This window comes from Brevibacterium picturae (assembly GCF_900105045.1).
GTDB lineage: Bacteria > Actinomycetota > Actinomycetes > Actinomycetales > Brevibacteriaceae > Brevibacterium > Brevibacterium picturae.
Map to the genome: position 1 here is coordinate 1,575,761 of NZ_LT629739.1, position 23,934 is coordinate 1,599,694.

At 63.6% G+C, this 23,934-nt stretch carries 22 protein-coding genes, 1 pseudogene and 1 riboswitch; of the genes and pseudogenes, 19 read left to right on the forward strand and 4 right to left on the reverse strand.

What is annotated here, in order from left to right:
* The first annotated feature begins 2 nt into the window (after positions 1–2).
* From BLT92_RS07405 to BLT92_RS07420, 4 genes are all read left to right on the forward strand, one after another.
* Positions 3–635, forward strand: a complete 633-nt coding sequence (locus BLT92_RS07405; protein ID WP_092104477.1) for an RES family NAD+ phosphorylase — start codon at positions 3–5, stop codon at positions 633–635.
* Between the two features lie 558 nt (positions 636–1,193).
* Entirely contained in the window at positions 1,194–3,707 is a 2,514-nt protein-coding gene (locus BLT92_RS07410; RefSeq protein ID WP_092104479.1) for a GcvT family protein, read from the forward strand.
* A gap of 3 nt (positions 3,708–3,710) precedes the next feature.
* Positions 3,711–4,520, forward strand: coding sequence for an electron transfer flavoprotein subunit beta/FixA family protein (locus BLT92_RS07415; RefSeq protein WP_092104481.1), 810 nt, complete (start codon positions 3,711–3,713; stop codon positions 4,518–4,520).
* On the forward strand, positions 4,517–5,497 hold the full coding sequence (locus tag BLT92_RS07420; RefSeq protein WP_092104483.1) for an electron transfer flavoprotein subunit alpha/FixB family protein: 981 nt from the start codon (positions 4,517–4,519) through the stop codon (positions 5,495–5,497). The genes BLT92_RS07415 and BLT92_RS07420 overlap by 4 nt, the downstream gene beginning before the upstream one ends.
* A 19-nt stretch (positions 5,498–5,516) precedes the next feature.
* Here BLT92_RS07420 and BLT92_RS07425 read toward each other — a convergent pair whose 3' ends face one another.
* Positions 5,517–6,680, reverse strand: a complete 1,164-nt coding sequence (locus BLT92_RS07425) for a CaiB/BaiF CoA transferase family protein (RefSeq protein WP_092104484.1) — start codon at positions 6,678–6,680, stop codon at positions 5,517–5,519.
* A gap of 178 nt (positions 6,681–6,858) precedes the next feature.
* Here BLT92_RS07425 and BLT92_RS07430 point away from each other — a divergent pair, with 178 nt between their 5' ends.
* Positions 6,859–7,260, forward strand: coding sequence for an acyl-CoA thioesterase (locus BLT92_RS07430; RefSeq protein ID WP_092108940.1), 402 nt, complete (start codon positions 6,859–6,861; stop codon positions 7,258–7,260).
* Between the two features lie 4 nt (positions 7,261–7,264).
* Here the strand turns inward: BLT92_RS07430 and BLT92_RS07435 are convergent, their stop codons facing one another.
* Positions 7,265–7,948: a 4a-hydroxytetrahydrobiopterin dehydratase gene (locus tag BLT92_RS07435; protein ID WP_231939080.1), complete on the reverse strand. Its 684-nt coding sequence runs from the start codon at positions 7,946–7,948 to the stop codon at positions 7,265–7,267.
* A gap of 130 nt (positions 7,949–8,078) precedes the next feature.
* Here BLT92_RS07435 and BLT92_RS07440 point away from each other — a divergent pair, with 130 nt between their 5' ends.
* Complete coding sequence (locus BLT92_RS07440; RefSeq protein ID WP_092104486.1) at positions 8,079–8,504, forward strand: VOC family protein; 426 nt, start codon at positions 8,079–8,081, stop codon at positions 8,502–8,504.
* On the opposite strand, the gene BLT92_RS07445 is transcribed toward BLT92_RS07440, so the two are convergent.
* A complete protein-coding gene (locus BLT92_RS07445) occupies positions 8,487–9,209 on the reverse strand; it encodes a helix-turn-helix domain-containing protein (RefSeq protein ID WP_157691380.1) in 723 nt (240 codons plus the stop codon). The genes BLT92_RS07440 and BLT92_RS07445 overlap by 18 nt on opposite strands.
* A 114-nt stretch (positions 9,210–9,323) precedes the next feature.
* Here BLT92_RS07445 and BLT92_RS07450 point away from each other — a divergent pair, with 114 nt between their 5' ends.
* The 9 genes and pseudogenes from BLT92_RS07450 to BLT92_RS20390 all read left to right on the forward strand — a co-directional run bounded on the left by BLT92_RS07450 (position 9,324) and on the right by BLT92_RS20390 (position 17,789).
* Complete coding sequence (locus BLT92_RS07450; RefSeq protein WP_092104490.1) at positions 9,324–9,896, forward strand: HAD domain-containing protein; 573 nt, start codon at positions 9,324–9,326, stop codon at positions 9,894–9,896.
* Positions 9,893–10,693 (forward strand): glutamate racemase, encoded by an 801-nt coding sequence (locus tag BLT92_RS07455; RefSeq protein ID WP_092104492.1) that lies wholly within the window; start codon positions 9,893–9,895, stop codon positions 10,691–10,693. Before BLT92_RS07450 ends, BLT92_RS07455 begins: the two co-directional genes overlap by 4 nt.
* Positions 10,694–10,800: 107 nt before the next feature.
* Positions 10,801–11,895, forward strand: a complete 1,095-nt coding sequence (locus tag BLT92_RS07460) for a slipin family protein (protein WP_231939081.1) — start codon at positions 10,801–10,803, stop codon at positions 11,893–11,895.
* 41 nt (positions 11,896–11,936) lie between these two features.
* A complete protein-coding gene (locus tag BLT92_RS07465) occupies positions 11,937–12,533 on the forward strand; it encodes an HdeD family acid-resistance protein (RefSeq protein WP_092104494.1) in 597 nt (198 codons plus the stop codon).
* 30 nt (positions 12,534–12,563) lie between these two features.
* On the forward strand, positions 12,564–12,980 hold the full coding sequence (locus BLT92_RS07470) for a VOC family protein (protein ID WP_092104496.1): 417 nt from the start codon (positions 12,564–12,566) through the stop codon (positions 12,978–12,980).
* Positions 12,981–13,367: 387 nt separating this feature from the next.
* A pseudogene (erm, locus tag BLT92_RS07475) lies at positions 13,368–14,120 on the forward strand (23S ribosomal RNA methyltransferase Erm); the annotation flags it as partial.
* A 696-nt stretch (positions 14,121–14,816) separates the two neighbouring features.
* A complete protein-coding gene (locus BLT92_RS07480; RefSeq protein WP_092104500.1) occupies positions 14,817–16,319 on the forward strand; it encodes an inorganic phosphate transporter in 1,503 nt (500 codons plus the stop codon).
* A 239-nt stretch (positions 16,320–16,558) separates the two neighbouring features.
* Entirely contained in the window at positions 16,559–17,080 is a 522-nt protein-coding gene (locus BLT92_RS07485; protein ID WP_092104502.1) for a hypothetical protein, read from the forward strand.
* A 130-nt stretch (positions 17,081–17,210) separates the two neighbouring features.
* Positions 17,211–17,322, forward strand: a riboswitch (SAM riboswitch).
* Between the two features lie 35 nt (positions 17,323–17,357).
* Positions 17,358–17,789 (forward strand): hypothetical protein, encoded by a 432-nt coding sequence (locus BLT92_RS20390; RefSeq protein WP_157691381.1) that lies wholly within the window; start codon positions 17,358–17,360, stop codon positions 17,787–17,789.
* Between the two features lie 61 nt (positions 17,790–17,850).
* Here BLT92_RS20390 and BLT92_RS07490 read toward each other — a convergent pair whose 3' ends face one another.
* Entirely contained in the window at positions 17,851–18,546 is a 696-nt protein-coding gene (locus BLT92_RS07490; RefSeq protein WP_092104504.1) for a metal-dependent transcriptional regulator, read from the reverse strand.
* An 87-nt stretch (positions 18,547–18,633) separates the two neighbouring features.
* Here BLT92_RS07490 and BLT92_RS07495 point away from each other — a divergent pair, with 87 nt between their 5' ends.
* From BLT92_RS07495 to betT, 4 genes are all read left to right on the forward strand, one after another.
* Complete coding sequence (locus BLT92_RS07495; RefSeq protein WP_092104506.1) at positions 18,634–19,314, forward strand: hypothetical protein; 681 nt, start codon at positions 18,634–18,636, stop codon at positions 19,312–19,314.
* A 104-nt stretch (positions 19,315–19,418) separates the two neighbouring features.
* The gene (locus tag BLT92_RS07500; RefSeq protein WP_157691382.1) at positions 19,419–20,540 is read left to right on the forward strand and encodes a hypothetical protein; all 1,122 of its coding nucleotides are present in this window, start codon (positions 19,419–19,421) and stop codon (positions 20,538–20,540) included.
* A gap of 67 nt (positions 20,541–20,607) precedes the next feature.
* The gene (locus BLT92_RS07505; protein ID WP_157691383.1) at positions 20,608–21,477 is read left to right on the forward strand and encodes a hypothetical protein; all 870 of its coding nucleotides are present in this window, start codon (positions 20,608–20,610) and stop codon (positions 21,475–21,477) included.
* 197 nt (positions 21,478–21,674) lie between these two features.
* On the forward strand, positions 21,675–23,930 hold the full coding sequence (betT, locus tag BLT92_RS07510) for a choline BCCT transporter BetT (RefSeq protein WP_092108949.1): 2,256 nt from the start codon (positions 21,675–21,677) through the stop codon (positions 23,928–23,930).
* The last annotated feature ends 4 nt before the right edge of the window (positions 23,931–23,934 follow it).

Here is a 23,934-nt window from a genome sequence, read left to right on the forward strand (position 1 = left end):
CTATGGATCGCGACGAACCCGCACAGCAGCCACCAAGACAGGGGGTTGACCTCACGGAGTTCCCCGCCCGCCGAGTCGAGCAGGGCACCCGATGGAGGCGCACCCACCAAAAGAAGTACAAACCCTGGTTCTTCGACTCTGCCTCCTTTTCTCGATTCAACCTGTCTCAGCCGATGGGAACCTGCTATTTGGCGAACAGCAACGAAGTCGCCGCCCGTGAATCTATCGGTCCGGACATAATGAAAACAGGGGTGGTTGCTGCGAACTTCGCTCAATCGCGCGTTGTTTCGTCTCTAGTGCTTCCAGACCCGATCAAGGCAGCACACGTCTCCACTGACGGCGCTTTCTCTTTCGGAGTTTCCAGCGAACTATGTTCGATGCCTAATTACAGCGTAACTAGACAATGGGCCCATGACCTGCAGAATGCAGGTTTTGAGGGAGTCTGGTACCACCCTAGATTTACCCCAGGGCTAAGCGCGCGTGCCCTCGCAGTATTTGGTGCAGCGGGAGAAGCGGAAGGTGAGGTGCATGAAGAGACATCATTCAGAAAAGTGCTGGAAAGCATGGGAGTTTCTGTAATCGACACTGACTGCCGCGACGAATACGAAATACTTGACGCACCTGTAGACCCATAGGGACCCGTGCGTGTAGCGGTTGAGGCTGGCACAGAGACGGCTACCGGAGGACCCCAGCCAAACGGGAAGATGCTGTCAGAGGGCGGACCGGTCCAGCCCACTGGGCACCCTTCCGCTCGATCAAATCTTCACATCAAAAACAACGCTTTTTGCGGAGCTAATTTCTCACGCGGCAGCGCATCTGCCGCCCATACAGCCGAGGCCAGCTGTCCCAGCAAAGGGTCCGATCGAGACTTGCCTAAATCGCGGCCCGACGCTCCGGGCGCGAGAGGACAGTGCGGGTCACGAACTTAAAGCACGCGCCGTCACAGGACAGGCGCATTTCGCCTTAGGCGCGTGATCCCTGTGCCGCCAAGGACCTGCTGGCGGCTGCGGCCGCCGACATCTCGTCAGGGTCCGGCTGGCGCGAGAGCTGACGACCAGTCGTCGGATAGAACCCTTGACACACCTCGGCGGGCGGAGGACGATCAAAGCACCCAGTTTCACATAGTGCGTCACGTTGCACAGTACGCAACATGTGTCGTTGAAGGCGAAGAAGCCTTCGGAGAGGAGCCTCCCGTGGCTTCCATTCCCACCCAGGCCAGTGTCGTTGTTGTCGGTGCAGGCATCGTCGGCAACAGCCTCGTCCATCATCTGGCCGAGCTCGGCTGGAGAGACATCGTCCAGGTCGACAAGGGCCCGTTGCCCAATCCGGGCGGCTCGACCGGACATGCCTCGAACTTCATCTTCCCGGTCGATCATTCCCGCGAGATCACGGACCTCACCCTCGACAGCGTGCGCCAGTACAAGGAACTCGGCGTCTTCACGCAGTCCGGCGGCTTCGAAGTCGCCCGCACCCAGGAGCGCATGCAGGAGCTGCAACGGCGGATGGCCTCGGCGAAGGCCTGGGGCATCGAATCCCACCTGGTCACTCCCGAAGAGGTCGTTGAGAAGGTCCCCTTCCTCGACCCGTCCGTCATCGTCGGCGCCTTCTGGACACCCACGGTCGGCGTCGTCGACTCCGTGGGGGCTGGCACGATGATGCGCGAATCCGCACAGAACAAGGGCGCGCTCACGGTGTCACCGAACACCGAGGTGACCGGCATCGACGTCGAGAACGGGGCGATCGCACGCGTCCACACGACCAAGGGGCCGATCGAGACGGATAAAATCCTCATCGCCTGCGGAGTCTGGAGTCCGCGCATCGCGGCCATGGCCGGTGCCGCGATCCCGCTGACTCCGGCGGTGCACCAGATGATCAGCGTCGGCCCGGTTCCGCAACTGGCCGAGCAGACGGGTGAGATCTCCTTCCCGATCGTGCGCGATATGGACACCTTCTGCTACGAACGGCAGCACGGCTCGGACATGGAGATCGGCTCCTACGCTCACCGGGCGATTCTCCACGAACCCGACGAGATCCCATCGATCGAGGCCGCGAAGCTCTCCCCCACGGAGATGCCCTTCACCGACGACGATTTCGACCCGCAGCTCGAACAGGCCCTCGAACTCATGCCCGATGTCCTGTCCAACCCCGACGTCGAGATCCGCTACGCGATCAACGGCCTCCTGTCCCTGACCCCCGACGGCGCTCCCATCCTCGGCGAATCACCCGAGGTCAAGGGCTTGTGGTCGGCGGCAGCGGTGTGGGTCAAGGAAGGCCCGGGCGTGGGACGAGCCGTGGCCGAGTGGATGACGAACGGATGTCCGGAGGTCGACGTCCAGGGCGCCGACATCGCCCGTTTCCATCCGCACCAACGCACGCGCGAACACGTGCGCGCCCGCACCTCGGAAGCCTTCATCAAGACCTACGGCATCGTCCACCCGGGCGAGCAGTGGAACTCCGACCGCAATGTCCGCCTCTCCCCCATGCACGAGCGCGAGAAGGAACTCGGCGCCGTCTTCTTCGAAGTCGCCGGCTGGGAGCGTCCCCAGTGGTACGAATCGAATGCGCCGCTGCTCGAGGAATTCGGCGAGCGCGTCATGGACCGCACAGCCGAATGGGACTCCCGCTGGTGGTCACCGATCATCAATGCCGAACACCTCGCACTGCGCGAGCGCGCCGGACTCGTCGATCTCTCGAGCTTCGTCATCTTCGACGTATTCGGACCTGCAGCCCTCGATGCCGTCCAATCCATCGTGCTGGCCCAGATGGACGTGAGCATCGGTCGAGTCGTCTACACCCCGGTCCTCGACGAGACCGGCGGGTTCCGCTCGGACCTGACCATCATGCGACTGGCCCACGACCGATTCCGCGTCGTCACGGGCGCCGCCCACGGCATGGTCGACGTCAAATGGTTCGCCGATCGGCTCCCGGCGACCGGCACCCAGATCGCCGAGCTCACCTCCTCGTGGACGACCATCGGCCTGTGGGGACCACGAGCACGCGACATCCTCTCCCAGGTCACGAACGCAGACGTCTCCCACGAAGGCTTCAAGTTCGGCACAGCCCGGACCATCGAAGTCGGTTCGCTGCAGGTCCTGGCCTCCCGCATCTCCTACGTCGGCGATCTGGGTTGGGAGCTCTACATCCCCATGGAATCCGGACTCAGACTCTGGGACGTCCTCACCGAGGCGGGGACAGAACACGGCCTCGCGCCGGTGGGACTCGGCGTCTACGGCACGACCGGTCGCATCGAGAAGGGCTATCGCGCCTTCGGTGCCGAACTCGACTCCGAGCGCAGTGTCATCGAGGTCGGCATGGCCCGGCCGAAGGTGAAGTCGCAGAACTTCGTCGGCCGCGATGCCCACCTGCGTCACCGTGAGGAGGATCCGAAGGCCATCCTGTGTTCTCTCACGGTCGACGATCACACGAGCGCCAGCGGCGAGAAGCGCTACATGCTCGGTGGGGAACCCATCCGATCGCAAGACGGGCAGCCGCTCATCGACGGGCACGGGCACCACGTCTTCGTCACCTCGGCGGGGTCGGCCCCGAGCCTGGGCAAGCATGTGCTCATGGCCTTCCTCCCTCCCGCCGAGGCGGTCCTGGGCAACCAGCTCACCGTCGTCTACATGGAGGAGGCCTACCCCGTGACGGTGGCCTCGATCGACGCCACCCCTCTGTTCGATCCCAGCAACGAGAGCATCAGGAGGTAGGTCATGGACATCCTCGTCTGCATCAAACGCATCCCCGACATCTCTGGCCAGATCACGCTCGACGCCTCAGGCACGGACATCGACGACTCCGGCCTGGGCCACACCACCTCGGCGCATGAGGAATGCGCGGTGGAGCTGGCCATCCAGACGGCCGCAGCCACCGGCGGCAAGGTCACGGTACTGACCTTGGGCCCCGCCGAGGCGGTCGAACAGCTGCGCGCGGCCGTGGGCGTGGGCGCCAACGACGGAATCCTCATCGAAACCGAGGATCCGGGTGCGTTCGGGCCCGAGGACATCGCCCAGGTCATCGGCGACGTCATCCGCGACCGCGCCGAAGGGGGCCAGAGTTTCGATCTTGTGCTGCTGGGCAATGATGCCGCCGACACCGGCGACTTCCAGGTTCCCATCCGCCTGGCCTACGACCTCGAATACCCGGTGCTGACGGGGATCCAGACGCTGAGCGCGAGCACGGGTTCCGGCTCAGACAGGTCCGGCAGCTCAGGTGGCGGGTCAATCGAGGCACGCGGGATCGGGCCGGCCGGCACAGAGATCTTCTCTCTCGAACTGCCCGCCGTCATCGCGGTCCAGGAGGGCGGCGTCGACCCGCGCTATCCCTCGATCACCGGACGGATGAAGGCGAAGAAGGCTCGCATCGCCGAATATGTGGCACCCGAACCGGGTGCCGGAAATCCGCGCATCGGCCTCGAGCTGCCACCGGACACAGCGAATGAGGTCACCATCCTCGGCGAGGGCCCGGATGCAGCTGGGGCCCTGGTCGACGTGCTGGAAGAGATCGGAGTGATCAGGTCATGACTCTCGTATTCGTCGAGACCGATGAGAGCGGTCAGGTGGCGCTGACCTCCGCCGAGGCGCTCACCTTCGCCCGCACGAACGCGGACGTCCTCGCCGCCGACTCGTTCTCGGCAGGAGTGGAGGCCGCTGTGATCGGCGCGCTTACCGAGGCCGCCACCGAGCAGTTGGCCGCCCTCGGCGTGGACCGAATCCACCACCTCGAGACTGCGGATCTCGAGGCCTATTCGGCTCCGGCTTGGGCGCAGGCCCTCGTCGACATCGCGCCGGAGACCGGGGCGGTTCTGGCCTCGGGCACTCCGCGCGGAATGGAGCTCATGACCCATGTGGCTGTGAGAACCGGGGAGCGGATGGCGGCCAATGTCGTGGCCGCCGATGAGGAAGGACTGCTGCGGCAGGTGCTCGGCGGGGCCGCGTTCGAACGTCTTCAGGTCGGCGGTGACTTGCAGGTTCTCACCCTCGCCGGTCACGCCTGCAACCCAGAGGAGACCACGCCGACGACGCCGGAGATCTTCACCCACTCCCCCGAAACAGCTGCAGAGGATCTGCGCGTTCGCGTTGTTCGCACCGAGGTCGAGACCGCTGACGACAATGACACCTCGGGCCTGACCCAGGCCCGCGCCGTCGTCGGTGCTGGTCGCGGGGTCGGTTCGGAGAACGGATTCGGCGAAGTCCTCGAGCTCGTCGACCACCTCGGCGGGGCGCTGGGCGTTTCTCGTGTGGTCACGGGTCTGGGCTGGCGCCCCCACACAGAGCAGGTCGGCCAGACCGGCAGCCGGATCACACCGGATGTCTACATCGCATGCGGGATCTCCGGCGCAATCCAGCACATGGCCGGAATCGAGGGGGCGAAGACGCTCATCGCAATCAACACCGATGAAGAATCGACGATGGTCCAGCGTGCCGACTACGCGATCATCGGTGACCTCCACGAGGTCATCGGCGCGGTCAACGAGGAGATCAGGAACCGGCGCGGCTGACCTCAGCCCCTGAGCTCGTTCACAGACCCAATTCGGCGAACACCGAGTCGGTGTCGGCACCGATGACCGGCGCCCGCCGAGGTTGGCCTGCACTGGCCATGCCATCCGAGGTGGGCACAGTTGAGGTGGCCGCTCCGGTTGAGGTGGCGACGGTTGCCGGGCCGAACCTCGGTGCCGGTGCGGGCTGCTCGATTCCGGCCTCATCGGTGTAGAAGAGCCCCCGCTGTACGTTATGAGGATCGGTCTTCGCCTCAGCCATGGTGCGGACCGGTTCGACGCAGGCGTCGCTGTCGGCGAAGAGTTCTTCGAGTTCAGCCAAGGTGCGTGAGGCGAGCTCCTCGGCGAAGACTGGCCGCATGAGGGGCCAGTGCTTCGGCTGCCAATGGTTGATCTCGCCCAGCGGTTCGGGCAGGCGGTCCTCGATGTCGAGAGTGCGGATGAATTCGGCGAAGAAGGCCGGTTCGATGCAGGCAACGGACACGTACCTGTCATCGGCGGTGGGATAGACGTCGTAGAACGGTGCTCCGGAATCCAGGAGGTTGCGCCCGCGTGCGTCGTGACGCCACATGCCGACCTCGGAGAAGCCATGCATCATCGAATACAGGAGATTCGCGCCGTCGATCATGGCGGTGTCGACGACGGTGCCGATGCCGCTGGTGCGGGCACTGGTGAGGGCGCCGAGAACGCCGACGACGAGGAGCATGCCGCCCCCACCGAAATCGCCGATGAGGTTTGCGGGGAACTGCGGTGGCCCATCAGCGCGACCGAGCTGGTTGAGCAGTCCGGCAGAGGCGATGTAGCCCAGGTCGTGCCCGGCCTTCTGCGCCTTCGGTCCGTCCTGTCCGTAGCCGGTGATGCGGCCGTAGACGAGGGCAGGATTGAGCGCGTGGAGATCGTCAGGGCCCAGGCCCAAGCGTTCCGCGGCGCCTGGGCGGAAGCCTTCGATGACGATGTCGGACTTCGCAGCCAGGGACCGGGCGAGGTCGATGCCGGCTTCGGACTTGAAGTCTGCGGTCATCGACCTTTTGCCACGGTCGAGAACAGGGTTCATGGGCTGGCCGGCTGTCTTCGGCGGATCAAGGCGAATCACCTCGGCGCCCATATCTGCCAACATCATTGAGGCGAAGGGGCCGGGGCCGATTCCGCCGAGGTCGAGGACACGCACGTCTTTGAGCACTGTCATGATTTCCTTTCGTCGATCTGTCCTGTTTAACTATAGAACGATCGATCAGGCCCGAAGAGGCAGCAGGGCCGCACCCGACGATAAGAGGTCCCGGTGATCTGGATCGTCCGGTCGCCCTGGTAGCGTCCCATAGTCGGAGGTGGAGAGTCTCCGAAGCAGATGAGTCGAAAGGTTGTCCGTGAAGACATTCGAGTATTCCCCAGAGGTTCGCTGGTCCGATCAGGATCTGCTGGGTCATGTGAACAATGCCCGCATGATCACCCTCATCGAGGAGTGCCGCATCAGGTGGCTCCACGAGGCCAAGGCCGGGAGTTTGACCGGCGGTGGCATGCTCGTCGCCAACCAGTCGATCGACTACCTGCTCCCCGTCATGTACGGCCCCGAACTCACAATGACGGTGACTATCAAGAGGATCGGCAACACCTCCTTCACCGTCCACACGCGCGGTGACCAGAGCGGCCAGAAGGTGTTCAACTCCGACGTCGTCCTCGTCCACATCGACCGGGAGACCGGCAAGCCCTCGCCGATCCCCGAGGGCATCCGCAGCATCCTCGGGGAATATCTCGCCGAAGCCGACTGATCACTCAGTGGACCATCGGCGCGCAGATGCAGGCTCGGTTGCCGTCGGGATCCTCGAGAACCCAATAGGACGGAGCAGCTGTGTCGCTGACGAGGTGGCCGCCCGCAGCGATAGCTGCAGCAATCCGCCCTTCGGCCTCGTCATGGCTCACCCAGACATCGAGATGCCAACTCTGCGGGACGGCTGACTCCGGCAGAGGGAACTGGCTGTCGTCTCGTGGCCTCTGCCACCACAGCAGCGTATTCATCTGACCAGTTGGGTCGACGAGGTCACCACCCGCATGCACTCCCGCAGGTTGACCGCCGAGGAGTGCCGCGTAGAAGTCAGACACTCGATCACTTGAATTCGTGTCGAGAGCGAATTCGGCCTGCATCAGGCTTGCGGTGTCAGCAGTCAGGCCCGCTTCAGCGGCGATCGTGCTGATCTTTCGAGCGAGAGTGATATCCCGGTCGGTCACACCGCCGACGTCATGACTGCTCACAGTCACGGTGACACCGGTCTTCGTCAGAGTGATGTCGGGGGCATGGTTCGACAGTTCTACTGCCTCCCCGATCGCGTTGACGAAGGCCAGACCTTGGCCGAATTCGTCGGTTCTGAATCTGGCCCTGATCGGCCCTGCCAACTGCCGCCAGTCCTCGACGTCAGCGTCGAAGATCTGCGAACTGGTGAGTACGGCATCGTGCCCCACAACTCGCTCCTCCCGTGATGCGTGATTGTGTTTGGTCGCAGGAGTCACGCTATCGGAGGAATGGTGATTCTGCGGGAAGATGGCCGTTCTGTTCATGCTCGACCGGGCCTCGTGCCCATAGCCTGAGAACATGAAACTCGACGCGATCTCAATCATCACCGCAGACATGTCCGCAGCAGTGCAGTTCTACTCTTCGCTCGGCCTCGACCTCGTCGACGGCGGCGCGGATGCTCCGCACACGGAGTTCTCCTCGGGCAGCCTCCGCCTGCTCCTCGATACTGAGGCGGTCATGCTCAGCATCGATCCCGAATGGACCTGGCCGACCGGTGGCCACAAGATGTCCCTGGCCTTCGACTGCACCACCGCCGAGGCGGTTGATACGACTTTTGCCCAGCTCACTGCCGGTAGTGCCGGTGGTGCCGGTTCAGATCCCGTGGCCGGAGTCGTCCACGAACCGTGGGACGCGTTCTGGGGCCAGAGGTACGCCGTGGTCTCCGATCCCGACGACAACTATGTCGATCTCTTCGCAGCACTGGGTTCACCGGCCCAGCAGTGACTTCTCGTCTCTCCACAGATGGGCTGCATCGGCGTAACCCGTCGCCGTTGCGGCCGCTGTGCGGGTGGAACCTGCGTCGATGAGTGCGCGCGCGGCCTGCCAGCGCAGGACCTTCGACAGGTGCTTGGGTCCGTAGCCGAACCATGCGGAAGACAGCCTCCGCAGCTGTCTGGGTGAGTAGGCGAACTGTGCGGCCACCTCGGCGATGTCCGGCGCTGGTGATTCCGCACGCACGCCCAGCAGACCCGCCAGCTGAAGCGGCGTCGAGTCGATGTCGGCCCGAGCCGTCAGCATCTCGGCGATGTCCACCAGCTGCCGCTGCTCGACGCCAGGTCCGAGTTCGGCGATGATTGCGCGGCTGCCTGCAGTCATCACAGCATCGAGAGGGGTCACTGTGTCGGCGAGTTCGGCCGCCGAGGTGGCCAGCAGCTGCGGGAGCACTCCGGGGTCGAAGCGCAGACCCACGACCGGATCCGCTGCACCACTCGTCGACGCAGAATGGAAGGTTCTTGCGGTGGAGTCTGCTCCAGCGATGACGACGCGGGAATCGATGACGATGAGATCCATGCAGCCATCGGGCACGATGAGGGAAGGCTCGGACGGGACGCTCACAGCCACCTCGGCGAGGGCCGATGTCGGGCGGGTGTCGGGGGCCGACGACCACAGCGAAGCGCGGAGCTTGGGGATGCGCATCTCCGTGTACATAGGGTGCTCGTCCTTCTTCAGTTTCGAGCGGTATTCTTGGAACTCGTCGGCCCGTCCCAGGCCGACGCCGTCTGTTCTCAGACTAACCGGAACTCGACTCCCCAGGAAGGAACAATGGCAGCTGCATCCGCCTCGCCGACACCGGCACGTCGACAAGCACGGCATGTCACTGTCTTCCTCGACGTCGACGGAGTGCTCAACTCCTACCCGGTGCCCAAGCTGCGCATCATGACCGAGGGACGCAAGAAGCTGCAGGCCTGGCATTACGAGCTGCACTACAAGCCCGCGGTCATCGCCTTCTTCGATCGTCTCGTCGAAACCCATGATGTCGACATCGTGTGGCTGTCGACCTGGTCCGAGCGGTGCAAAACCGAGTTGGAGCCGAAGTTCGGTCTGCGCAACTCCTTCGAGGTCATCGAGATGCCCGATGCGAGCCACAACCGATACGCCAACGACCCACACCTGTGGTGGAAGGCCCGCGCCATGGAGGACTGGCTCGCGGAGCACGAACACGGTCGGGCCGTCTGGATCGACGACGATCTCGCAGCACCGGATACGCACGATTACTTCGTCGAGCACTATCCGGCGAACCGGCTCAAACTCATTGCTCCTGAATTCGCGCAGGGCCTGACGAAGGCGCACTTGAAGGAAATCAGAGAATTCGCCTACCCGAAAGAGGATTCATGACGCGTATCGGTCTGCTCGATTCCGGACTCGGGCTGCTCGGCACCGCCGATGCGCTGTTCCACCTGGCTCCGCACGCGGACCTGATCCTGGCGATGGACCCGGATTTCACCCCGTACGGCAGCCTCAGTCCCGAAGCGCTCGAGGCCCGGGCCCTGAACTCGGCAGCGGTGCTCGCCGAGTGGAATCCCGATGCGATCGTCATCGCCTGCAACACCGCATCTGTCCAGGCCCTCGAAGCTGTGCGCGCCCGCTACGAACCCGACATTCCCGTCATCGGCACCGTCCCGGCCGTGAAGATGGCGGCCGGGACCGGGCAGGACTTCGCCATCTGGGCGACCCCGGCTACGACGGGCAGCGCCTACCAGCAGAACCTCATCGACACCTTCGCCGCCGAGGTGGCCGTGTCCAAGGTGGCATGCCCGGGCCTCGCCGAGGCGATCAATGCCGCCGACCTGCCCACCATCGACGCCGCCATCGATGCGGCCCTGGCCCAGATGGACCCCGGTATGGAGACCATCGTGCTCGGCTGCACCCACTATGGTCTGGTCGCCGAGCGGATCATGGCCGCTCGGGCCGGAGCGATCACGCTCTTCGACTCCCCGATTCCGGTGGCGAAGCAGACCCTGCGCAGAATCGGAGTCGAGGCCCACGGCATCGGCCCGAACCGACCCGACACCGGAACGGTCATCGCCACGTACGCCTCGGGTCGTCGTCTCCGGCTCCCGCGCTCACTGGATGCCTATCCGGCAGGGAAGCGTCTGCTGGCGCGTGAGCGGGAAACTGCGCCGACTTCTTGAAGCCTTCTCGCTTGTTGAAGCGTTCCCGCTTCTTGGACCTTTCCCGAACTTCGGCTCGGCATTGTAACCGAACCGGATTCATCTGACGAATCCGGTGCTAATCTTGAATGGACAGGCAATCGTCGAAGGAGGCGATTCAGATGTTCATCCTCTACATCATCTTCGGGCTGATCGTGCTCGGGGCCATCGGCGCCGGAAACAGCCTGAGGATCGTCAAACAGTATGAGCGCGGTGTCGTGTTCCGGCTGGGGCGGGTCACCAGCGAAGCGAAGCAGCCGGGCATGACGGCCATCGTCCCGTTCGTGGACAAACTGGAGAAGGTCAACCTCCAGATCATCACCATGCCGATCCCAGCGCAGGAAGGCATCACCCGCGACAATGTCACGGTCCGGGTCGATGCGGTCATCTACTTCAAGGTCGTCGATCCCAGGCGTGCCATCGTCGATGTCGAGAACTATCAGCTCGCCGTCGGGCAGGTCGCGCAGACGTCTCTGCGCTCGATCATCGGCCAAAGCGAACTCGACGATCTGCTCACGAACCGGGAGCGCCTCAACCAGGGCTTGGCCATCATGATCGACAACCCAGCCGTTGACTGGGGTGTCCACATCGACCGCGTCGAGATCAAGGACGTCGCTCTGCCCGAGTCGATGAAGCGATCGATGTCACGCCAGGCCGAAGCCGAACGAGAACGCCGCTCACGCGTGATCATCGCCGACGGCGAACTCCAGGCCTCGAACAAGCTGGCACAAGCTGCGGAGGCAATGGCGGACACGCCCTCGGCCCTCCAGCTGCGTCTGCTGCAGACCATCGTCGAAGTTGCCGCCGAGCGGAATTCGACACTGGTTCTGCCCTTCCCCGTAGAGCTCCTGCGCTTCCTCGAAGGAAACACTCCCGCCGCAGGCAGTGCCGCCAAGGCAAGCAGCAGCGCTGGGGGCGCCAGCGGCTCGGATGCAGTGCCCGCTGCGGCTGCCCCAGCGGACACTACGGGTGCCACAGGCGAGGGCGACGCAGCGCAGACCTCGGCCGACCTCGACGAGATGATGCGGGCACTGGCCGCCTCGGTGAAGCTGACGGAACCGGAGACGGTCCCAGCTGCGACTGATCCAGCTGGGAATGCGCCAGCTGAGACTGGTCCAGCCGGGGACGGCGAACAGACGACAGTCCCGAACGAAGACGGAACAGACGAAGGAGGCAAGGTCTGAGTGCTCAGCGACTTTCCATCCCGCATGACTACGCTGGAGTCATGGACCTGAAGCGCACCAGCCGAACAGTCATCGTCAACGGAGTCATCGCCTTCCTCGTGGGGCTCCTGATGATGGTGTGGCCCGGTGCCACCGCCGAGGTGGTTGTGCGCATCTTCGCTGTCTGGCTGGCCGTCATCGCCGTGTCCTCCTTCGTCCTCGCCCCGAAGGGCGGGCGCTCGGGAAGCCTGGTGGCCCGGTCCGTTCTGCTGATCCTGCTGGGCGCGCTGATCTTCTTCTCACCCATGTTCTTCGCGGCCTTCGTCACCATACTGACCGGGTTCGCCATCATCTTCTTCAGCTTCCTCGCCGTCACCGCCTCTCTGTTCATTCGCAGCATGGGTGTGCGGACGTGGTGGGTGCTGACACTCATCGGCGTTGTCGGAATCATCCTCGGCGGCTTCTTCCTCTTTGCGCCCGACGCCGGCATCACCGCGCTCATCTTCACTCTCGCGGCCTTCATTGTCCTCGTCGGCATCGCCCTCGTCGCGCTCGGCTGGCGACTGCACAAGACAGCGCAGGCCATCCGACAGGATCCGCACCGCAGGCCACCTGAGGATGGTGGCGACGACGTCATCAGCGGCGAAGTCATCGAATAGGATACGGCCACCTCGGCGATAGGAACCACCATGGCGGATACGCGTTCGATCACCCCCTTCCTCATGTTTCAGAACGGATCGGCCGAAGAGGCCATGAACTTCTACGTCGAACTCTTCGACGGTGCGACGGTCTTCGTCGACCGCTATGGGCAAGAGACTCCGGAGATGGATGGGAAGATCCGGCTCGCGACCTTCGCCATCGCGAACCACCAGGTCAACATCATCGACAGCTCGGTGCAGCACCAATTCGACTTCACTCCGTCGATGTCGCTGTTCATCCGCGTCGGTTCCGCTGAGGAGTTCGACCATCTCTGGGAGGGCCTGGCCTCCGGAGGCCAGGCCCTCATGCCGAAGGGCGACTACGGCTTCGGCACATTCGGGTGGGTCAACGACCGCTACGGAGTCTCCTGGCAGCTCAACGTCGAAGCCGCCGCCTCGGCGAACTGAGCCGATCCGGGTGCTGAGCTCCTCGACCAGAATTCCGATGAATTCGGAGAAACCCTGGCTGACCGGCACAGCCGCGTGCTATCTTATTCAGCATGGGAACATTAAATCGCGGCGCAATGACAGCGCTCAGCTTCTACATTCGCAATCGCCGCGCCTGACAGCGCGCTCGATTCTCTTTCTGTGATCCGCTGACTTCATCGTGTGATCGGCGGCATTGGTCCGTCGCCGGACCTGCCACCGCCGAGCCGATTGAGCAGGATCTGTAGCAGCGCGTTGTCGACCCGGACACTCATCTGCATCCGGGGCGAAGCCGCAATCCTCTGACTCGTCAGTCACCGCTCGTTGCGCTGCCTTGGGTGCTCCCTTCTTCACTTCCGGAGCGCGCCCATGCGACCTCATTCATCATTCGGCGGCCGACACGAACTCGGCCAGAACTTCCTGCACTCAGACGCAACCCTGCACACGATCGCGAACCTGACCCGCGCCACCACCGGCCCCATCCTGGAGATCGGCCCCGGCACCGGCGCGGTGACTGCTCAGCTGTACAGACTCGGCAGACCGCTCACGCTCGTGGAACTCGACGAGACGAGGATCAGACACCTTGAGCACTCATTCCCCCGCGCCCAAATCAGGCACGCAGATGTTCTGACATCCCGACTCGATCAGCCGGTGATCGTCGGCAGCCTGCCGTTCCACCTGACCACACCCATTCTGCGCAGAATCCTTCACGCCAAGAAATGGCAGAACGCCATCCTGCTCACGCAATGGGAAGTGGCTCGCAAGCGCGCCGGTGTCGGCGGCTCGACCATGATGACTGCCCAATGGGCCCCCTGGTTCGACTTCCGCCTCATCGAACGCGTACCAGCACACGCCTTCACACCGAAACCCAGCGTCGACGGTGGAATCCTCACCATCGATCGCTTGACGACCAGCCTCGTGCCCAAGCGGCACAGGTCCGATTACCAGCAGTTCGTCCGCGCAGCCTTCACCGGGCGCGGACGTGGAATGAAAGGAATTCTCACAACAATGAATCTCACTGACCGCGCCACGCTGCACTCGACCATGGACCGCAACGACTTCAGAGGAGACACCTTGCCACGAGACCTCAATCCAGACCAGTGGGCCGGACTGTACTCAGCCCTGAGCACCACTGCCAAGACCACCACCAAAAATCCCTCAGCTGCACAGAAGCAGAACAGGAAACCACAGGAGAAGGAAAACACCATGCACAACGACAAGGACCACAAGAATCCAACCATTCCGGCCGCCACCGGAGAGATTCCCACCATCGCGGAGAAACCCGTGATCACAGGCGAGCTCCCCATCGTCGGCGGTGACCGGGCGGCTAAGAAGCTCGAGGCCTCGATCCCAGGAGTCGATCCTGAGGCCAAGGCGAAGAGTCATGACAAGGGCCATCTGCAGGCCGAACGCGGATTCATGCCGCAGCACGCCAAGGCGTCCCAGCCCCAACCGCGGTGGAATCTGCCCCGACGCCGAGGCTGAGGCTCCGTTCTCGGCCTACGACTCAGGCCGAGAACGGAGGCTCACATCACACGCGGGCACGAGCACTCGTGCCCGCGTGTCCATCATCACAACTCGAAATCTGCCCGGCAGCGAGGACTGCCTGGTCGGCGAGCGCCGATCCGCGAATACCATCTGACCTGGAACTTTATGTGAACGCCGGGCAAACTACAACTACTGTGCATCTACTGTTCCTCGGTAGCGATGCACGTATTCATCTGCCGTTCACCTTTCCCTTAACCTTGCGGACATCCAGAGTGCGAATCATTGGAGACAGGTGGAAATACATCTCATGATCCTCGCTAGGAGACGCGCATGACCCAGGCTCTGGCCTCAGAGACCTTCACACCGGCACACACTGTCGGTCGCAGCAATGATCGCCGCTGGCACCTGGCCTTCGGCCTGCTGCTCGCGATCAGTCTCATCGCCTTCACCCTGTGGTCGTTCGGCTATGTCAGCCAGGGCGCACCGCGCATGGTGCTGATCACGACAATCATCTTCGGCGCGTTCATGGCCTTCAATATCGGAGGCAACGATGTGGCGAATGCCTTCGGCACCTCGGTGGGCGCAGGCACCTTGACGATGAAGCAGGCCCTCCTCGTCGCGGCAGTCTTCGAAGTCAGCGGTGCACTGCTGGCCGGCGGCGAGGTCACCGACACCATCAAGAGCGGAATCGTCGACCTCGGCGCAGTCTCCCTCGACCCGATGGAGTTCGTCTACATCATGATGGCCGCCCTCCTCGGCGCGGCAGTATGGCTGCTGATCGCCACCCGCATGGGCTGGCCGGTCTCGACCACGCATTCGATCATCGGCGGCATCATCGGCGCCTCCCTGACCATCGGCTTCGTCACCGGCGCCGGAGGCTTCGCCATGGTGCAGTGGTCGGAGGTCGGCATGATCGCGATCTCCTGGATCCTCTCACCCGCGCTCGGCGGCCTCGTCTCCTTCCTCATCTACGGCGCGATCAAGAAGCACGTCCTCGGCGATGCCCTGTCACAGACCCTGAAACCGCACATGCTGGCCCCGACCGGCGGCGACAATCATGCTGCTGAGGCCGAAATGGACATCGAACGCGATGCCGCGACCTCAACCGACGCGAGTATCGGCTCGCACTCCACGCTGCAGCGTTGGGTTCCACTCATCGCCGCCGGTGCCGCTGTCGTCATCACCGCGATGCTCCTGTTCAAGGGCCTGAAGAACCTCGAGGTGGGGATCAGCACAGTCGGCGGCGTCCTCGTCATGGCGATGATCGGCCTCGCCGTGTGGATGGCGGTCTTCGTCTTCGCCAAGACCCTGCGCAAGCAGACCGTTCCCCGCGCGACCTACATCCTCTTCTCCTGGATGCAGGTGTTCACCGCCTCCGCCTTCGCCTTCAGCCACGGCTCCAACGACATCGCAAACGCGATCGGACCCTTCGCCGCCGTCCTCGACGTACTCAAGACCGGCACCATCAGCTCCGAGGCGACCGTCCCCTTTGCCGCCATGCTCACCTGCGGGATCGCCCTCATCGCCGGCCTCTGGTTCATCGGCCGCAAGGTCATCGCCACGGTCGGGACCAAGCTCACGGAGATCCACCCGGCATCCGGCTTCGCCGCCGAACTCGCCGCCGCGGGCGTCGTGATGGCGGCCTCGGTCAGCGGCCTGCCCGTCTCCTCCACCCACATCCTCATCGGTGCGATCATCGGCGTGGGGCTGGTCAACCGCTCGGCGAACTGGAAGCTGATGAAACCGATCGCCATGGCCTGGGTCATCACCCTGCCCGCTGCTGCAACCATCGGCGCCATCGGCGTCCTCACCCTGCGCACGTTCTTCGGCTGATTCGCTCCGTTCATCACGGCGGCCCGGTCCAATAGCAGAAGCATTGGTCCGGGCCGCCGTGCGTTTCGGCTCCGGTCGCGACGCTCCAACCGTCGGAAACTGTGAAGCGGCCCTCATCACAAGCGTCCAGCTTGATTGGGAACTTCGAATGAAGTTTAATTATAAACAACAACACCTTGCCGAGTGATGGAAGCAAGCTACCCAGATGCTTGCCGCTCCAGTAGAAAGCCCGACACAGAATGACGACCGCGCCCCCGACTCCGCCATTTCATCAGAACAACGAGAACTTCCCTCAGAAGCCACAGTTCAAGCCACATGTCCCCTTCCCCGATGGTCCACGAAAGTCCAGGCGTCACATCTGGTTCGGCCTCGGCGGAGTGGTCATCGGTGCCGGGTTTGTCGGAGGAATCGTCGGAATCAATGCTGCAGTGGAATCAAGTGAACAAGCAGCACAAGCAGATCTGATTGCCGAAGTCTACGAGGTCTGCTCGCTGGATTCGGCCGACGGCGCGTTTCTCAGTTCAGACGAAATGAGCATCACCTTCGACGGTGTCGGTGAGTACGACGGACCTGACGTCACTGATCTGCACTGCGTCGGAGTTGGGCTCGACATGCCTGACTCGGTCACCTCTCGGATGGGCCAGACTCGGGCACTCGATGGAACGCAGACTTCTGACTGGGACACCTTTACCGTGTCATGGAACTACCACCCCGACAACGGTCTCGGAGCCGTCTTTGAGTTCGTGCCTCCAGCAGACTGACGAGATCGAATCGCTCGGTGGCCCGGATCTGCACGGCTGCAGATCCGGGCCATTGTCGTGAAGTGCCAAAACGACGCCGGTGCAGTCGGTCCAGTCCCGTGTCAGGACGGACGAGTAGGATTGTTCACACGTTCACGAGTCGTGGCCATCGGTACCTGGCCGGCCACGCGGCAACCCGTCATCGACCGGGTGCCCCAGGGAAAGAACGGGCCGATGCCACGTGGCATCGGCAAGATTCGATCCGGGGGCGACGCGCTCCCGAGAAAACGGTGCCGTCATGACACGTGAAACCAACGAAAGCTGGCCAGGATTCTCATCAGAAGAGTCCCTCCAATGGGCCCGCGCTCTCCTCAGTCACTCGCCTCAGGCGCTGCCGGCCAGCTACAAGGGACTCGCGCTCGCAGACATCAAGAACGGGAAACCCCATGCCGGACCAGACTGGGTGAGAACCGCCGAGCAGGCACGCGCCATCGACTTCACGCCAGTTCTCTACAACTCGCTCTTCAATTCTCTGCAGGCGATCGACCCCGACTCCTTCCTCTGGCACCCGCAGAATCGGCAGATCTCGCAACGCGCTTGCGTTCCGGGGATTCCCTTCGAGACCCAGCTGTGGAAGGAGTGGCCGCAACTGGTCCTCACAGACGGGTTCTCTCCGGGAACCGCAGCAGAGCTGGTACTCACGTTCGCTGACCTGACCTATCGCAGCTGAGGTGGCCGGCCGCAGCTGATGCCGCAGAACCACGAGAACGCCTGCGTCCTCGTCGGTGTGCTCAGTTCACTGACAAGTACACCGCCGAGGCGGCTGCCGGGTCGATCCCGACCGGCATCGGACCACCCGGCATCGTCCCCGTAGGGTCGACTCCGATCGCGACCAGGATCTGGATTGCACCCAATTGATCGAGAACCTCAATGTTCGCCCCCGGCCGCACCCCCACCTCGGCGAGGTGGGACAGGACTGTGGGGTCGGCATCGGAGACTCGAATGACCTCGTATGTCCCGGGACCCGCCTCGGCGAGGAGGATCGAGGAATCATGGGACTCGACCTGCCCATCGGGACCCGGGATAGGGTCACCGTGTGGGTCGGCCTGGGGGCGGCCGAGGAACGCATCGATGCGGTCGATGAGCAGATTCGAGGCCGCGTGCTCGAGGATCTCAGCCTCGTCGTGGACCTCGTCCCAGCCATAGCCCAAGGATTCGACGAGGAAGGTCTCGAGCAGCCGGTGCCGGCGCACCATCGACAGGGCAATCGTCTCGCCCTGCGCGGTGAGGACGGGTGGACGGTAGGGCACGCGGACGATGAGGCCGAGCTCGTCGAGACGTTTGAGCACCTCGGTGACATTGGCCTTCGTGGTACCGAAACGGTTCGCCAACTCGGTCGCGGTCATTGCCGTCCCACCCCATTCCTGGGCCGACCAAATCGCCTTGAGGTAGTCCTGGCTGACCTCGGACACTTCGCCTGCACGCATGCAATCAGCGTAGCCGATGGGATCAGGACGGATCCCTCGTCTAAGGTCGAGGATGAGACCTGAACAGACCCAGCGGAGCAGACGACAATGACCATGCACCTCGGCCGCACCATCACCACCGGTGTGATCTCCGCGGCCATGCTCATCGGCCTCTTCGCGGCCATGAACGCCGGCCAACCGCTGCGCGCCGACGACACTGCCGATCCCTCGCTTGCACCGGGACTCGCCTTCGCCCTCCTCGCACTGTTCTCGATCTTCTCCGTCGCGATCTCCTTCGGACGCTGGTCCTCGAAGCACGAACGGCAGATGCGCGAGAAGTCTGGTCCGACGTTCCTGATGGTGCTCAACGAGTATTCACTGTCCGGCATCCTGACGATGGGAGCAGTCCAGGGCGCCTGCTTGTCTCTGGCAATGCTGATCGCTCGCGGCTTCGCCGTCGACACGGGCATTCCGGGCACCATATGGGCAGACTTCTCCGCCAGCCCACTGCCCTTCTTCGCAGCCTTCGCCGCGGCCTGGGCGAGTACGAACATCGGACTCGCGTACTTGTCATTGGTGATGCTCGTGCGCCGGGTCATCGCCCTCGCGCTCCTCTCGCTCCTTCTCTTCCTCGCCCTCGGCGTCGGCATCATGATGGCCTTCGGCTGGCTTGAATCGGCCGATCCCGTCGCTGGCTTTCTCGTCGCCGTCCTTGCCCTCCTGGTGACGATTCCGATGCTGATCGGATCACGGAAGCTGGCGCTTGCCGCCGGCCCAGCCAGAATCTGAACACCGGCCCAGCTCGTGCCTGGCCGCCGGCCGGGCATGACTCCGACACAGAACTGGAACATTCCGTCGCGTCGTGCGGCCAACCGAAGTGAAAGAATCACAGCATGAGGTTCAGAACGCATAAGTTGAGCACGACCCTGGTCTACGCTGTCGCGCTCACTCTCTTCATGCTGGGCGTCTTCGCCCTCACGAACGCCGGGATCGACCCCCGGGCCGGCCGCGTCGGAGATTTCGACCCCAAGGACGCCGCGACCGCGTGCTTCGGCATGCTCGGCCTCTACCACTCCATCGCGATCGTCTTCTTCGACGACGATGACTCAGAGAAGACCGCTGACGCGGCCACCGACGCGCACATTCCCAGGCCAGCCGATTCATTCACCGGCTTCGTTCGACAGGCCTGGTACAAGGTGCTGTCCGTGGGACCGATCTTCGCAGCCTTCTGCACAGCCTCGGTGTTCATCTGGCATTCGTTCGCCGAATTCCCTGGAACTCTGGGAACGGTCTGGGGCGACTACATCGCGTCACCGCTGCCTGCCCTCGCCCTCTTCTTCTTATGCTGGGCCGCGACCAACGTCGGGTTCGTGTTCGCCTCCATCGCCGAGGCATTCAACCGTGATCTCTACGGACTCTTCCTCGCAGCCATGATCGTCATGTTCCTCGCAGGCCTCGGCATCACTGTCAGTTTCTTCTTCCTCCCGGATCAGCCGACCGGTTCTGCACTGACCGTGGCCGTCATCGCGCTGCCAGTGAGTCTGATCGCTCTGCTCGGCGCCCGCGCGTGTGCCATCGTCCGAGTGTCCCGCTACGATGCGACCCACCCCAGACTGACTGCCCGGGAACGACGGCGTCAGGCCCGGTTCGGCCACCAGAACAAGCAGCATCAGCCGCACCCCGACGGGCCACCGCACGACATGCTCCGCGATGGCGAGAAGCTGCTCATGCACTTCCACGGCGACCGCACTCCAGAGCCGCAGATGCTCATCGCCACGGATGAGAGATTCGCCCGAGCCTCGATCCTCGGATCCGATCGAACCTTCGTCCTCGAACAGGCGGCCCCCGGACAGCTGGCAGGGGCAAGTTCGCAGTGGGTGCAAGGCGATCTCGTGACGATTGCACACTTCCGTGATCGCCAGGACATGCGCGTCGTCGGCGGCAATCCCGAACAGTCCCGAACCTTTGCCGAGGCGGTCACCCTGCTGGCGCGCACGGGACAGGTTCGCCGCTGACGAGGCGACACAGATCTGGAACAATCCTGCACCTCCTGCGACGACCGCAGCTGTAAGACTGCAAAGCATGAGGTTAAGAACACACACATTCTTCGCGACAGTGGTCTGCGGTGCCCTCCCTGCTGCCTTCGCCGCAGCCGCGGTGTTCATCTGGCAAGCGATCGCCGCAGTCCCGGGAACGCCGGAAACAGTGTGGGGCGACTACCTGGCCTCGCCCCTGCCAGCCATCGTCGTCTTCCTCGCCTGCTGGAGCGCCGCGAACATCGGATTCGCGATCGCTGCCTGCGCCGAGGCATTCCATCGCACCCGGTCCGGACTCGTCGCCACGATCCTCGTCGCCATGTTCATCGTCGCCATGTTCATCGTCGGCCTCGGAATCACTGCCGGGTTTGCATTTCTGCCATCGCGGCCGACGAGCCTCGCGCTGCTCGTGACTGTCATCGCGTTCCCGCTGAGCCTGCTCGCCATGACCGGGGCCCTGGTGTGGGCCCTTTCGCGAGTCGCCCGTTGGGAAGCACGCCGTCCTGCCTCGGCGCTGTGGCCGGAATCCCGTGCTCAACACCTCGACTCCATGCGTCCGGGAGCTCCGGGGACGTCCTATCCCGGCGGACCACCGTTCGACGTCCTCGAGCCCGACGAGACGGTGCTCACGTATTTCAAGAGTGAGCGCACACCGGAACCGCAGCTCCTCATCGCCACGAATCAGAGGTTCGTCCGTGCCTCGATCCTCGGAACCGACAGGACCTTCATCCTCGAACAGGCTGGACCCGGGCAGTTGGCCGGAGCCCGGTCGGAGCGCGTGGGGCGCGACCTGATGACCACTGCGCACTTCCATGATCATCCGGTGATGCGTGTCGTCGGTGGAGATCCCCGACAGTCTCGGGCCTTCGCTGTTGCGGTCACTCGTCTGACGCGATCGGGACAATTACGTCGTTGAAAACACAACCATCGCAGACGCGCCCTCGCCGTGATTGCCGGGCCTCACGCCTGACCTGCAAGTAGCGACTTCGTCCTGAAAGCAAGGGGCAGAGTCAATGGCAAAATTCCGAGAGCCTAGGATGGATCGGTGCCCTTTTGGGCGAGTCCACAGTTTCCGACCGGAGGTTATGCGTGCAGGATCCGAACGATGAGAAGATGAAACGGCCGATCGTCGAGCGTGAGCGCTTCGGCGGAACCGACAGGCCCTCCCGAGACGTCGACCCGGAGAAGCGCCCTCCGATCTCCAGTACGGAGATGAGCCGCGGCCCCGCCGAACTCACAGACGAGCGGGGATCTCGGGTCAACTGGAAGGTCTTCATCATCTCCTCGGCCGTGATCCTCGGCTTCTCCATCTGGGCGATGCTCATGCCCGACTTCGCCCAGACCACGATGAAGTCCATCGTCGACTGGATCGCGACGAACCTCGGCTGGTACTACGTGCTGACGGTCACCGTGGTCATCGCCTTCGTTCTGTGGGTCGCCCTGTCCAAGGAAGGCTCCGTCCGTTTGGGACCGGACCACTCCCGCCCGCAGTACAAGCTCTTCACCTGGGTTGCCATGCTCTTCGCCGCGGGTGTGGGCATCGACATGCTCTTCTACTCGGTGACCGGACCGATCACCCAGTTCCTCCAGCCGGTCAACGCCGATCCCGAATCGGCGGCCGCCGCTCAGGACGCCGTGGTGTGGACGATGTTCCACTACGGCATCGCCGGCTGGTCGATGTACTCGCTGCTGGGCATGGCCATGGGCTACTTCGCCTACCGCTGGGGAATGCCTCTGTCGATCCGTGCGGTTCTCTACCCGCTGCTGGGCAAGCGCGTGCGCGGCGCCACGGGTGACGTCATCGACATCTTCGCCCTCGTCGGCACCGTCTTCGGTGTCGCCACCTCGATGGGCATCGGCGTCGTCCTGCTCAACGTCGGCTTCTCCGAACTCTTCGGACTCCCCCAGGGGCTCGCCCTCCAGATCGCCCTCGTCCTCGTCGCCGTCGTCATGACGATCGCAGCCTGCACCTCGGGTGTGGACAAGGGCATCCGCCTGGTCTCCGAGCTCAACCTCTGGTCCTGTGCGGCGATGATGCTCTACATCCTCATCACCGGCAAGACCGCCTTCCTGCTCAACGCATTGGTCGAGAACATCGGCCGCTTCATCTTCACCCTGCCCGAGCGCACCCTGGCCACCTTCGCCTACGTCGATGACGGCTCTGCGTGGATGGGCGCCTGGACACTGTTCTTTTGGGCGTTCTGGTTGGCCTGGGGCCCCTTCGTCGGACTGTTCCTGGCCCGCATCTCCCGCGGACGCACCCTGCGTGAGTTCGTCATCGCGGCCATCACGGCACCGGTGATCTGCGACTTCATCATCGTCTCGATCTTCGGCAACTCTGCCCTGTCCGAGGTCTTCAACGGCAATGAGGACTTCGCGCAACTGGCCATCGATTCCCCCGAACAGGGGTGGTATGCCCTCCTCGACATGTTCCCGGGCTCGACCTTCCTCATCGGCTTGGCCACGCTCTCGGGTCTGCTCTTCTACCTCACGAGCGCGAACTCGGGCGCAATGGTGATGTCGAACTTCTCGTCGACGATCCCCAACCCCGAGGAGGACGGCGCAAAATGGCTGCGGATCTTCTGGGCCGTCGTCACCGCCGTGCTGACCATCGCCATGCTCGTCGCGGGAGGGGTGACGACGATGGAGTATGCGACGCTGATCTTCGCCCTGCCGGTGACGATCATCGCCTACCTCGTCATGGCCTCGTTCTCCAAGGTGCTGCGCATGGAGCGAGCCGAGAGGGAGGGCCGGACCCGCAAGCGTCGGACCACGGCCGTCCACGGTGGCAGGACTCCGGAGAAGACCTGGCGTCAGCGCCTGGCGACGCTGCGCTCCTACCCATCGAAGAAGTCCGTCGACCGGTTCGTCACCGAGGTGGTCGAGCCTGCACTCGAAGCAGTGGCCGCCGAGTTCCGCGAACTCGACTACACGGTCGAACTGACTCAGGAGGCGGGCCCGGAATCGGGAATCACGGAGTCCACGCTCATCGTCGACATGGGCGAGCAGCGCAACTTCCATTATCAGGTCGCCGCTGTCAAACACAATGTTCCCTCGTTCGGCGGACGCAATGCCCCGCGCGGCGATGACGTGTACTACCGGATCGAAGTGTTCACGCAGACCGGTTCCGAGGGCTATGACCTCATGGGGCTGAGCGGGCAGCAGATCATCGACGACGTCCTCGACCGCTACGAGAACCACCTGTCGTTCCTCGCCTACTCGCACGAGCACTCGTATCAGTCGGTCGTGACCCCGCCGACTCCCCCGGCCACGGATTCGATTCCGGCCGTGCCCACCTCGGCCGATGAGGTCGAGGAAATCGAGGAGGTCGGCGAAGCCGAACCGGCGACGGCAGACGACGGGCGCTGATGCG

Bases quoted from the DNA above. Each gene is read 5' to 3' on its own strand.
- BLT92_RS07405 (WP_092104477.1), top strand. From the start codon at position 3: ATGGATCGCGACGAACCCGCACAGCAGCCACCAAGACAGGGGGTTGAC.
- BLT92_RS07415 (WP_092104481.1), top strand. From the start codon at position 3,711: ATGGACATCCTCGTCTGCATCAAACGCATCCCCGACATCTCTGGCCAG.
- BLT92_RS07420 (WP_092104483.1), top strand. From the start codon at position 4,517: ATGACTCTCGTATTCGTCGAGACCGATGAGAGCGGTCAGGTGGCGCTG.
- BLT92_RS07425 (WP_092104484.1), bottom strand. From the start codon at position 6,680: ATGACAGTGCTCAAAGACGTGCGTGTCCTCGACCTCGGCGGAATCGGC.
- BLT92_RS07440 (WP_092104486.1), top strand. From the start codon at position 8,079: ATGAAACTCGACGCGATCTCAATCATCACCGCAGACATGTCCGCAGCA.
- BLT92_RS07445 (WP_157691380.1), bottom strand. From the start codon at position 9,209: ATGTACACGGAGATGCGCATCCCCAAGCTCCGCGCTTCGCTGTGGTCG.
- BLT92_RS07450 (WP_092104490.1), top strand. From the start codon at position 9,324: ATGGCAGCTGCATCCGCCTCGCCGACACCGGCACGTCGACAAGCACGG.
- BLT92_RS07455 (WP_092104492.1), top strand. From the start codon at position 9,893: ATGACGCGTATCGGTCTGCTCGATTCCGGACTCGGGCTGCTCGGCACC.
- BLT92_RS07460 (WP_231939081.1), top strand. From the start codon at position 10,801: ATGGACAGGCAATCGTCGAAGGAGGCGATTCAGATGTTCATCCTCTAC.
- BLT92_RS07465 (WP_092104494.1), top strand. From the start codon at position 11,937: ATGGACCTGAAGCGCACCAGCCGAACAGTCATCGTCAACGGAGTCATC.
- BLT92_RS07470 (WP_092104496.1), top strand. From the start codon at position 12,564: ATGGCGGATACGCGTTCGATCACCCCCTTCCTCATGTTTCAGAACGGA.
- BLT92_RS07480 (WP_092104500.1), top strand. From the start codon at position 14,817: ATGACCCAGGCTCTGGCCTCAGAGACCTTCACACCGGCACACACTGTC.
- BLT92_RS07485 (WP_092104502.1), top strand. From the start codon at position 16,559: ATGACGACCGCGCCCCCGACTCCGCCATTTCATCAGAACAACGAGAAC.
- BLT92_RS20390 (WP_157691381.1), top strand. From the start codon at position 17,358: ATGACACGTGAAACCAACGAAAGCTGGCCAGGATTCTCATCAGAAGAG.
- BLT92_RS07490 (WP_092104504.1), bottom strand. From the start codon at position 18,546: ATGCGTGCAGGCGAAGTGTCCGAGGTCAGCCAGGACTACCTCAAGGCG.
- BLT92_RS07495 (WP_092104506.1), top strand. From the start codon at position 18,634: ATGACCATGCACCTCGGCCGCACCATCACCACCGGTGTGATCTCCGCG.
- BLT92_RS07500 (WP_157691382.1), top strand. From the start codon at position 19,419: ATGAGGTTCAGAACGCATAAGTTGAGCACGACCCTGGTCTACGCTGTC.
- BLT92_RS07505 (WP_157691383.1), top strand. From the start codon at position 20,608: ATGAGGTTAAGAACACACACATTCTTCGCGACAGTGGTCTGCGGTGCC.
- betT (WP_092108949.1), top strand. From the start codon at position 21,675: ATGAAACGGCCGATCGTCGAGCGTGAGCGCTTCGGCGGAACCGACAGG.